The organism is Micromonospora sp. NPDC049497 (genome assembly GCF_044465805.1).
In the GTDB taxonomy this organism is placed as follows: Bacteria; Actinomycetota; Actinomycetes; order Mycobacteriales; family Micromonosporaceae; genus Micromonospora.
Window position 1 is genome coordinate 122,554 of the sequence record NZ_JBITMC010000017.1, and the last position, 8,456, is coordinate 131,009.

An 8,456-nucleotide genomic window follows, 5' to 3' on the forward strand; every position below is an offset into this window, starting at 1 on the left:
CCCGGTCCCGGAGCGGATCGACCGAGGCCGTCATCAAGATGTAACAGAGGTTACGTATTGAGCAGACAAGTTAATGGATGTAACTTCTGTTTCATCGATCCGTGGCCCCTCGGAGGTGCCCATGTTCCCTGTCCGCAACCCCCTGCGTACCCGTCTGGCGGTGCTCACCGCCGCGAGCCTCGTCGCCACCGTGGCCCCGGTCGGGGTGACCGCCGCGCACGCCCAGGTCATCCGCGACCGGCAGGGCAGCTCGACCGACGTGAGCCGGACGACCTGGTCCGGCCCGGCGTACACGATGAACGGCTCGGGCGGCGTCGTGTCCGCCACCATGACGCAGGCGATCAACGCCATCCGCGGCGGCAGCGGCACGATCGACGTGGCGGTCATCGCCGCGTCCGATGGCGGCACCCCCGAGTGTGACGACATCATGGGCCTGGCGAACGTCAACTCGTGCACCACCCTGACCCTCACGGCGGCCCGTGACGGCGACAACGCGCAGGTGAACACCGACATCCGCAACGCGGAGTTCGTCTACTTCGCCGGCGGCAACCAGTGCAACTACGCCGCCTGGAAGGGCACCGCGCTGGAGACGTCCGTCGAGTCGGTCGTGGCCAAGGGCGGCGGCGTCGGCGGCGGCAGCGCCGGTCACCACATCAACAGCGACATCGTGTACGACGCCTGCGCGGCCAGCGCCACCTCGTCGATCGCCCTGGACAACCCGTACGACCGGTCGCTGACCTTCACCACCGGCATGTTCCGCTGGGCGAACTACGCCAACACCATCAACGACTCGCACTTCCAGGAGCGCGACCGGATGGGCCGCACGATGGCGTTCGTGGCGCGCGCGATCAAGGACGGCCGCACCAGCGGCGGCGCCGCCTGGGGCGTCGGCGTCAACGAGGGCGCGTCGCTGTTCATCGACAAGTTTGGGCTCGCCACGTTGAGCGGGTCGAACGCGTACGTCGTGCTCGGTGACCACCAGCCCGAGGTGGCCGTGTCGGGGCAGCCGCTGACCTACTCCAACTTCAAGATCTGGAAGCTCGCCAACGGCCAGACCTACCACTTCGCCAACCGGCCCACCTGCGGCTACTACCTGAAGAGCGTGACCAACGGTGTGCCGAGCGGCAGCCTCTACAGCGGCACCACGGTCACCGACTGCTCGACCACCCCGCCGCCGCCTCCGCCCGGTGGTGGCTCCTCGTACGCCGAGGTCGAGCCGAACGACTCCCGCAACGCCGCCAACGACGTCACCGGCAACAGCTACCCGCTGACCGTCACCGGCGACATGAAGAGCACCAGCGACCGGGACTACTTCAAGGTGAGCGTCGCCAGTGGACAGACGCTGACGGTGAACTGCGCGGTCCCGACCGCCTACGACGCCGACCTCTACCTGCTCAACTCGAACGGGAGCACGGTCACCCGCTCGGTCAACGACGGGGCGGGCACCGACGAGTCGGCCTCGCTGACGAGGACGTCGTCCGGCTCGGCCACCTACTACGTCGAGCTGGAGGCGTACTCCGGCTCCGGCACCGCCGACTACTCCTGCACCGTCGCCAAGTCCTGATCCCACCCCGAGCCGGAAGGCGCGTCCTCCTCATCCCCCCGGGAGGACGCGCCTTCCGCGCGCTCGTCGGCGGCTACGCTCAGCGCGTGTCGACCTCCGATCTTGCCGGTGAGCCGGGCGTGGGCCCCGGTCCGGCGCACGACGACCACGCCGCCGGATCCCCCGAGTCAACCGCCGTGGGTGTGGCGGCGCTGATCCGCCAGCGGCTGGGCGAGTGCAGCCCCGCCGAGCGCCGGGTGGCCCGCGCCCTGCTGGCCTCGTACCCGGCCGCCGGGCTGGGCACGGTCGCCTCGCTGGCCGAGCGGGCGGAGGTGAGCGCGCCGACCGTGCTGCGGTTCCTCAGCCGGCTCGGGTTCGGCGGCTACCCGGAGTTCCAGCGGGCACTGCGCGACGAACTGGCCGAGCGGGAGACCTCGCCGCTCACCGCGTACCGGGCGGCGGAGCGGACCGGCACTCCACCGGAGGGGGCCCTGCCCCGGGCGGCGGCGACCCTGCCGGAGGCCGTGGCCGGGACCCTGGCCGAGTTGCCCCAGGGCGAGCTGGACGCGGCCGTCCGCCTCTTCGCCGACCAGCAGCTACGGGTCACCGCGGCGGGCGGCCGGTTCTCCGGCCTGCTCGCCCACTACCTGGTGCTGCACCTGATGCAGGTACGCGGCGGGAGTCGCCTGTTGCCGTCGACCCCGGTGGAGCGCACGGACATGCTCGTCGACGTCGGCCGCCGGGACCTGTTCGCCCTCTTCGACTTCCGACGGTACGAGGAACCCACACTGGCCCTGGCCCGGGAGGTCACCGCGCGGGGTGCCCGGGTGGTCCTGTTCACCGACCGGTGGCTCTCTCCGGTGGCCGGTCTGGCCGAGGTGGTGCTGCCCAGCCGGGTCGAGTCGCCCTCGCCGTACGACAGCTTCGTACCCACGTTGGCGCTGGTGGAGTTACTGGTGGCCGCGTTGATCGACCGGCTCGGGCCGGTCGCCGGGAAGCGCCTGAAGGCGATGGAGCAGGCCCAGCAGACCTTCGGAGGAAGCTGAGGCGGCGTTACAGAAAACTGTAACCCCATCGAAATCGTAATGTGCGTTACAGTCCGGGTGCTGGTTCGACTGGCACCCGGAAGGACACCCCATGCGCATCCGTCACCTTGCCCTGGCCACCACGGCCACGGCCCTCCTCGCCGTCACCGCCGGCTGCGGCGGCGACTCCTCCACCGCCGCCGGTTCCGGCGACGCGGTCAAGACCGTCTCCGTCACCATCGAGGGCGTCGGTGAGGTCACCACCGACGCCAACCTCGCCAGGAAGGTCCCCGGCGACATCCGGGACCGCGGCACCCTGACCGTGGCGACCAACGCCCCGTACGAGCCCTTCATCGACTTCAAGACCGAGGGCCGCACCGACGAGTTCAAGGGTCTGGACTACGACCTGTTCATGGCCGCCTCCGCCCGGCTGGGCATCAAGGCGACCTTCAGCCAGCAGCCCTTCGACGGCCTCGTGCCGGGCCTGCAGGCCGCGAAGTACGACGCGATCGCCGGCGGCATCACCGACAAGAGGGAGCGCCAGCAGGTCGCGACCTTCGTCGACTACTCCGCCTCCGGCACCGGCTTCCTGGTCAAGACCGGCAACCCGCTCGCCGTGAAGACCGTCGCCGACCTGTGCGGGCGCAAGGTGGCCGTGCAGAAGGCCAGCAACCAGGCCAAGAACCTCGCCGACTACAGCAAGTCCAGCTGCGCCGGCAAGGCCGTCGAGGTCAAGGAGTACCCGGAGAACCCGCAGGCGGTGCAGGCGCTGATCGCCGGCAACGTCGAGGTGGTCGCCGCCACCAAGGTCAACCTGGTGGACATCGCCCCCACCCTGACCGGCAAGGCCGACCTGGTCGAGGACCCGTCCGCCCCGAACGGCTGGCTGGCCAGCCCGAACGGCTTCGGCTTCCTCAAGGCCCAGAAGGAACTGGCCCAGGCGTACCAGGCCGCGGTGCAGTCGCTGATCGACGACGGCACCTACACCAAGATCCTCGTCCAGTGGAAGCAGGAGCCGATCGCCGTCAAGACGGCCACCATCGACCAGGCCATCGACTGACCTCGGCGGAGGCGACTCCCTGAACCGCGGTCGCCGGGCGCCCTTCCGAAACCGTGAGGGCGGGCCCGGAAGGCGCCCGGCGACCGCCGCACCCCGTCCCGCTGGAGGCACTCAATGACGAGCGACACCGAGACCGTACGGGTGGTCCCCGTACGGCACTACGGACGCTGGCTGACCGCGATCCTCGTGGTCGGCGTGGCGGCCCTCTTCCTCCGGGCGCTGCTGGACAGCCCCAACCTCGAACCCGCCACCATCGGCGAGTACCTGTTCAAGGACTACATCCTCGACGGTGTGGTCACCACGCTCTGGCTGACCCTGCTGGCGATGGTGCTCGGCACCGTCGGCGGCGTCCTGCTCGCCGTCATGCGCCTGTCCGCCAACCCCGTGCTGCGCGGCGTCTCCTGGGGCTTCATCTGGGTCTTCCGGGGCACCCCGCTGCTGGTGCAGATCATCTTCTTCGGCTTCCTCGGCGCGCTGTTCCCCCGCATCACGTTCAGCCTGCCCTTCACCGACCTGGTCCTGTTCGACAAGCCGACCAGCGTCGTGGTCACCGGCACCGTGGCCGCCGTGCTCGCCCTGTCGCTCAACGAGATGGCGTACGCCGCCGAGGTCATCCGGGGTGGCATCCTGGCCGTGGACACCGGGCAGACCGAGGCCGCCGCGGCCCTCGGCATGAGCCCGACGCTCACCCTGCGCCGGATCGTCCTGCCCCAGGCGATGCGGGTCATCATCCCGCCGATGGGCAACGAGACCATCACCATGCTCAAGTCCACCGCACTGGTGTCGATCATCGCCGGCCGCGACCTGATGACCGCCGTCCAGACCGTCTACCAGGGCAACTACAAGGTGATCCCGCTGCTCGTCGTGGCGGCGATCTGGTACCTGGCGCTGGTCAGCCTGCTGTCCGCCGGCCAGTGGGCGATCGAACGCCGGTTCGGCCGCGGCTTCGCCCGGGGAGGAGTCCGATGACCACGCAAGCCACCACCACCGATGCCGCGCAGACCCCCGTCGAGACCCGGCCGATGGTGCGCGCCGAGGGCGTCACCAAGAAGTTCGGGCCGATCGAGGTCCTCAAGGGCATCGACATGACCGTCGCCCCCGGCGAGGTCGCGTGCCTGCTCGGGCCGTCGGGCTCCGGCAAGTCCACCTTCCTGCGCTGCATCAACCACCTGGAACGCATCGACGGTGGCCAGCTCTGGGTGGACGGCGATCTGGTCGGCTACCGCCGCCAGGGCGACAAGCTCTACGAGCTGAAGGCCCGCGAGGTCGCCCGCCGTCGTCGCGACATCGGCATGGTGTTCCAGCGGTTCAACCTCTTCCCGCACCTCACCGCGCTCGGCAACGTCATCGAGGCGCCGCTGCGGGTGCTCGGCACGCCCCGCGACCGGGCGCGCGCCGAGGCGATGACGCTGCTGGAACGGGTGGGCCTCGCCGAGAAGGCGAACAACTACCCCGCCCAGCTCTCCGGCGGGCAGCAGCAGCGGGTCGCCATCGCCCGCGCGCTCGCCATGCACCCCAAGCTGATGCTCTTCGACGAGCCGACCTCGGCACTCGACCCGGAACTCGTCGGCGACGTGCTCGACGTCATGAAGGCCCTGGCCGCCGACGGTATGACCATGGTCGTGGTCACCCACGAGATGGGCTTCGCCCGCGAGGTCGGCGACACCGTCGCCTTCCTCGACGGCGGTGTCGTCGTCGAGGCGGGCCCGCCGAGCGAGGTGCTCGGCAACCCCAAGCACGACCGCACCCGCGCGTTCCTGGACAAGGTCCTGTGAGCGCTGTGAGCGTGGGAGGGGTGCCGGTGGAGAGCGCGGACCTGCTCGCCGCGGCGGGGGACCGGCTGGCCCCGTACCACGAGCGCCTGTCCCGCCTGGTCGGCGTCGACTCCGGATCCGGCCAGGTGGACGGGCTGCGGCAGGTCGCCGACCTCGTACAGACCTGGTGCCTGGAAGCCGGCATGTCCGTCGAGCGGGAACCGGTCGCCGACCCGTCCGGCACGCCGCTCGGCGACGTGCTCATCGGGCGGCGGCGGGGCCGGGGCCACCGGCGGATCCTGCTCGCCGGACACCTCGACACCGTCTTCCCGCCCGGCACGGCCGCCGCCCGGCCGTTCCGCGTGCAGGGCGGCCGGGCGTACGGGCCGGGGGTCAGCGACGACAAGGGCGGCGTGCTCGCCGGCCTGGCCGCCGTCGAGGTTCTGGCCGCGCTCAACCGCGACGAGTACGGCGAGCTGGTGCTGGTCTGCACCCCGGACGAGGAGATCGGCTCGACGGGCAGCCGGCCGCTGCTGCGTACCCTCGGGGCCGAGGCCGACGTGGCCCTCTGCCTGGAATGCGCCCGCGACAACGGTGACCTGGTGTCGGCGCGCAAGGGCGTCGCGGACCTGGAGGTGACGCTGCGCGGCCGGGCCGCGCACGCCGGCATCGAGCCGGAGCGCGGGGCGAACGCCCTGCTCGCCGCCGCCCGGCTGACCGTCGCCCTGGACTCGCTCAACGGCCGGTGGCCCGGCGTGACCGTCAACGTCGGCCACCTGACCTCCGGCGACCGGCCCAACGTGGTTCCCGACCGGGCCCGCATGCTCGTGGACCTGCGCGCCTGGCACGCCCGCGAGTACGAGGCCGCGCTGGCCGAGATCCGCCGGCTGGTCGGCGAGCCGATGGTCTCCGGGGTACGCGGCGAACTGGCCGTGCACGCCCCCACCCCGCCCTGGGAACTCGGCCCGGCCGGTCAGCGGCTCACGGAACTGGCCGCGAAGGTCGGCGCCGGGCTCGGCATACCGGTGTCACACACCGCGACCGGCGGCTGCGCCGACGCGAACCTGCTGGCCGAGGCCGGCGCGGTGGTGCTCGACGGGCTCGGCCCGGTGGGCGGCGCCGACCACAGCCCGTCGGAGTGGCTGGACCTGGACTCCGTCGTACCCCGTACCGCACTGCTCGCCGGCCTGATCGACGAGGTCAGCCGGGCGGACCGGGGTTAGTCCCGGCGTACGCCGACCGCCGGGAACGCGAGGGCCGGTCCCCCCGTCGTCGGGGGACCGGCCCTCGTTCGTCCTCGCCTCAGGCGGAGTAGCCGCGCTCGGCGATCCAGTTGGCGACCTTCTCCAGGGTCATCCAGTACTCGCCCACCGGCGCGGCCGGGTCGGCGATCCGGATCAGGTCACCACCGTCGCGGTAACCCACCAGGGTCAGGTAGTGGCCGCCCTCGTACGAGTGCGGTGCGCCGTCGGTGTCGACCGCGGTGCCCTTGATGTTGGCCACCACCGGCCGGCCGGCGTCCAGCGCGTCGAGCACGTCGGCGCGCAGCCGGTCCACCTCCTCCGGCTTGGCGACCGGACCCGGGATCTCGCGGGTCTCGTACCCGGCGCCGGTCAGCTCGTTGAGCACCCGGGTGGTGTCGAGGGCCGAGTCGGTGCCGGCCTCCGTGGTGCCCAGCTTCGCCGCCAGCTCGTCCTGGGACAGCGTCTTGCCCTGGGCGGTCAGGGCGATTCGCGTCGCCGCCGGCCCGCAGTAGAAGAAGTTGGGCTGCGCCTGGTACTCGATGCCCACCATGCGCTCGGCCCGCCGGTCCCGGACCTTGTCGGCCCGGTCGCCCCTGCGGTCCTTGTCGGCCTTGCGGTCCTTGTCGGCCTTGTCGGGGCCCCGGTCGGACCTGTCGACGCCGACGGCGCCGAACGGGGCGGTGGCCATCGGCGTCGCCTCGGCCGTGGCGGGGCCGGTGATGCCGGCGATGCACCCACCGGCGACCAGCAGGCCGGCGACGGACAGGCCACTCTTGTGCACGATCGGATTCATCAGTCGGGCTCCGTTCGGGGGGTCTGTCGCCTCCGGGACCGGAGACGGCAAGCACCGGGAAGGCGCTCGGCTCACGGATCCGACGGGCGCACGTCCCGGCCCGCCGGCTCACCGGGGATGCAACCGCCCTGCTGCTGCCGGCATTCCACCCGGGTGGGCCGTGCCATGATCGGGGTCGGGCGCGAGACAGGGGAACGACATGCCGGGCGACCATCGGTTGGACCCGTACGACGAACGGGTCACCGCGTTCTGCCGGGAACGGCACCTCGCGACGCTGACCACCCTGCGCGCGGACGGTACCCCGCACGTCGTACCGGTGGGGGTCACCTTCGACGCCGACGCGAACCTCGCACGGGTGATCACCAGCCGCACCTCCCGCAAGGCCCGACACGTCGCCGAGGCCGGGCCCGAGGGTGGGGCGGTGGCGGTGTGCCACGTCGATGGGCGGCGCTGGTTGACGATCGAGGGCCGGGCCGTCGTGCGTTCCGACCGGCCGGCGGTGGCGGAGGCCGAGCGCCGGTACGCCGAGCGGTACCGCACCCCGCGCCCGAACCCGGACCGGGTCGTCATCGAGATCACCGTGACACGCCTGCTGGGCAGTCTCTGACTGTCTGCGTCGTGTGTCCGGATCGCTCGCCTTGATCGACTCGGGTTCTGTGAAGTCGGGGTGCCCAAGTGCGGTCGATGGCCCGGTTTCAGTGATGCCGAGTGGATCTCCGCCCGGCACCCTGGCCGCAGCGTCCGTTATCGGATTGGATGTCCGGTTTCGGGTGTGACCGGGGGCATCCTGGCGGCGGAATCGTGGCCGCCCGGGGGTCGTTACATTGGTGGACGATCGAGCAGGACGCGCAGCCCCCGAGCGTGGGTCGCCCGGCCCGGGAATGATGGTGGCCGGCCGGTCGTTGAATCCCCTCGACGAACACGGGACCGCCGACATGCGGATCCCCGGCCCCCCGGGAATGACGGCGGGTAGCCGGTCGTTACATCCCCCTGGCACCGCGGACGAGCAACCCCCTGCTCCGGTGAGCGTGTGCCGA

At 71.5% G+C, this 8,456-nt stretch carries 8 protein-coding genes; 7 read left to right on the forward strand and 1 reads right to left on the reverse strand.

The annotated features are described in order from the left end of the window. Positions 1 to 121: 121 nt before the first annotated feature. From ACIBR0_RS22285 to ACIBR0_RS22310, 6 genes are all read left to right on the forward strand, one after another. Positions 122 to 1,564, forward strand: coding sequence for a pre-peptidase C-terminal domain-containing protein (locus ACIBR0_RS22285; protein ID WP_396718571.1), 1,443 nt, complete (start codon positions 122 to 124; stop codon positions 1,562 to 1,564). A gap of 86 nt (positions 1,565 to 1,650) precedes the next feature. After that, the gene (locus ACIBR0_RS22290; RefSeq protein WP_396718573.1) at positions 1,651 to 2,589 is read left to right on the forward strand and encodes a MurR/RpiR family transcriptional regulator; all 939 of its coding nucleotides are present in this window, start codon (positions 1,651 to 1,653) and stop codon (positions 2,587 to 2,589) included. A 91-nt stretch (positions 2,590 to 2,680) separates the two neighbouring features. Beyond that, positions 2,681 to 3,628, forward strand: a complete 948-nt coding sequence (locus tag ACIBR0_RS22295) for a transporter substrate-binding domain-containing protein (RefSeq protein ID WP_396718575.1) — start codon at positions 2,681 to 2,683, stop codon at positions 3,626 to 3,628. Between the two features lie 114 nt (positions 3,629 to 3,742). Continuing rightward, entirely contained in the window at positions 3,743 to 4,597 is an 855-nt protein-coding gene (locus ACIBR0_RS22300) for an amino acid ABC transporter permease (protein ID WP_396718577.1), read from the forward strand. Beyond that, a complete protein-coding gene (locus ACIBR0_RS22305) occupies positions 4,594 to 5,403 on the forward strand; it encodes an amino acid ABC transporter ATP-binding protein (RefSeq protein ID WP_396718579.1) in 810 nt (269 codons plus the stop codon). The genes ACIBR0_RS22300 and ACIBR0_RS22305 overlap by 4 nt, the downstream gene beginning before the upstream one ends. A gap of 26 nt (positions 5,404 to 5,429) precedes the next feature. Next, positions 5,430 to 6,605, forward strand: coding sequence for a M20/M25/M40 family metallo-hydrolase (locus ACIBR0_RS22310; protein WP_396718581.1), 1,176 nt, complete (start codon positions 5,430 to 5,432; stop codon positions 6,603 to 6,605). A 79-nt stretch (positions 6,606 to 6,684) separates the two neighbouring features. Here ACIBR0_RS22310 and ACIBR0_RS22315 read toward each other — a convergent pair whose 3' ends face one another. After that, positions 6,685 to 7,419 carry a C39 family peptidase gene (locus ACIBR0_RS22315; RefSeq protein WP_396718583.1) on the reverse strand — a complete coding sequence of 245 codons (735 nt, stop codon included), beginning with the start codon at positions 7,417 to 7,419 and terminating at the stop codon, positions 6,685 to 6,687. Between the two features lie 199 nt (positions 7,420 to 7,618). On the opposite strand from ACIBR0_RS22315, the gene ACIBR0_RS22320 reads away from it, so the two are divergent. Next, positions 7,619 to 8,026 carry a pyridoxamine 5'-phosphate oxidase family protein gene (locus ACIBR0_RS22320; protein ID WP_396718585.1) on the forward strand — a complete coding sequence of 136 codons (408 nt, stop codon included), beginning with the start codon at positions 7,619 to 7,621 and terminating at the stop codon, positions 8,024 to 8,026. Positions 8,027 to 8,456: the final 430 nt, after the last annotated feature.

Coding starts and splice junctions, on each gene's coding strand:
- ACIBR0_RS22300 (WP_396718577.1), top strand. CDS start 3,743: ATGACGAGCGACACCGAGACCGTACGGGTGGTCCCCGTACGGCACTAC.
- ACIBR0_RS22315 (WP_396718583.1), bottom strand. CDS start 7,419: ATGAATCCGATCGTGCACAAGAGTGGCCTGTCCGTCGCCGGCCTGCTG.
- ACIBR0_RS22295 (WP_396718575.1), top strand. CDS start 2,681: ATGCGCATCCGTCACCTTGCCCTGGCCACCACGGCCACGGCCCTCCTC.
- ACIBR0_RS22305 (WP_396718579.1), top strand. CDS start 4,594: ATGACCACGCAAGCCACCACCACCGATGCCGCGCAGACCCCCGTCGAG.
- ACIBR0_RS22320 (WP_396718585.1), top strand. CDS start 7,619: ATGCCGGGCGACCATCGGTTGGACCCGTACGACGAACGGGTCACCGCG.
- ACIBR0_RS22285 (WP_396718571.1), top strand. CDS start 122: ATGTTCCCTGTCCGCAACCCCCTGCGTACCCGTCTGGCGGTGCTCACC.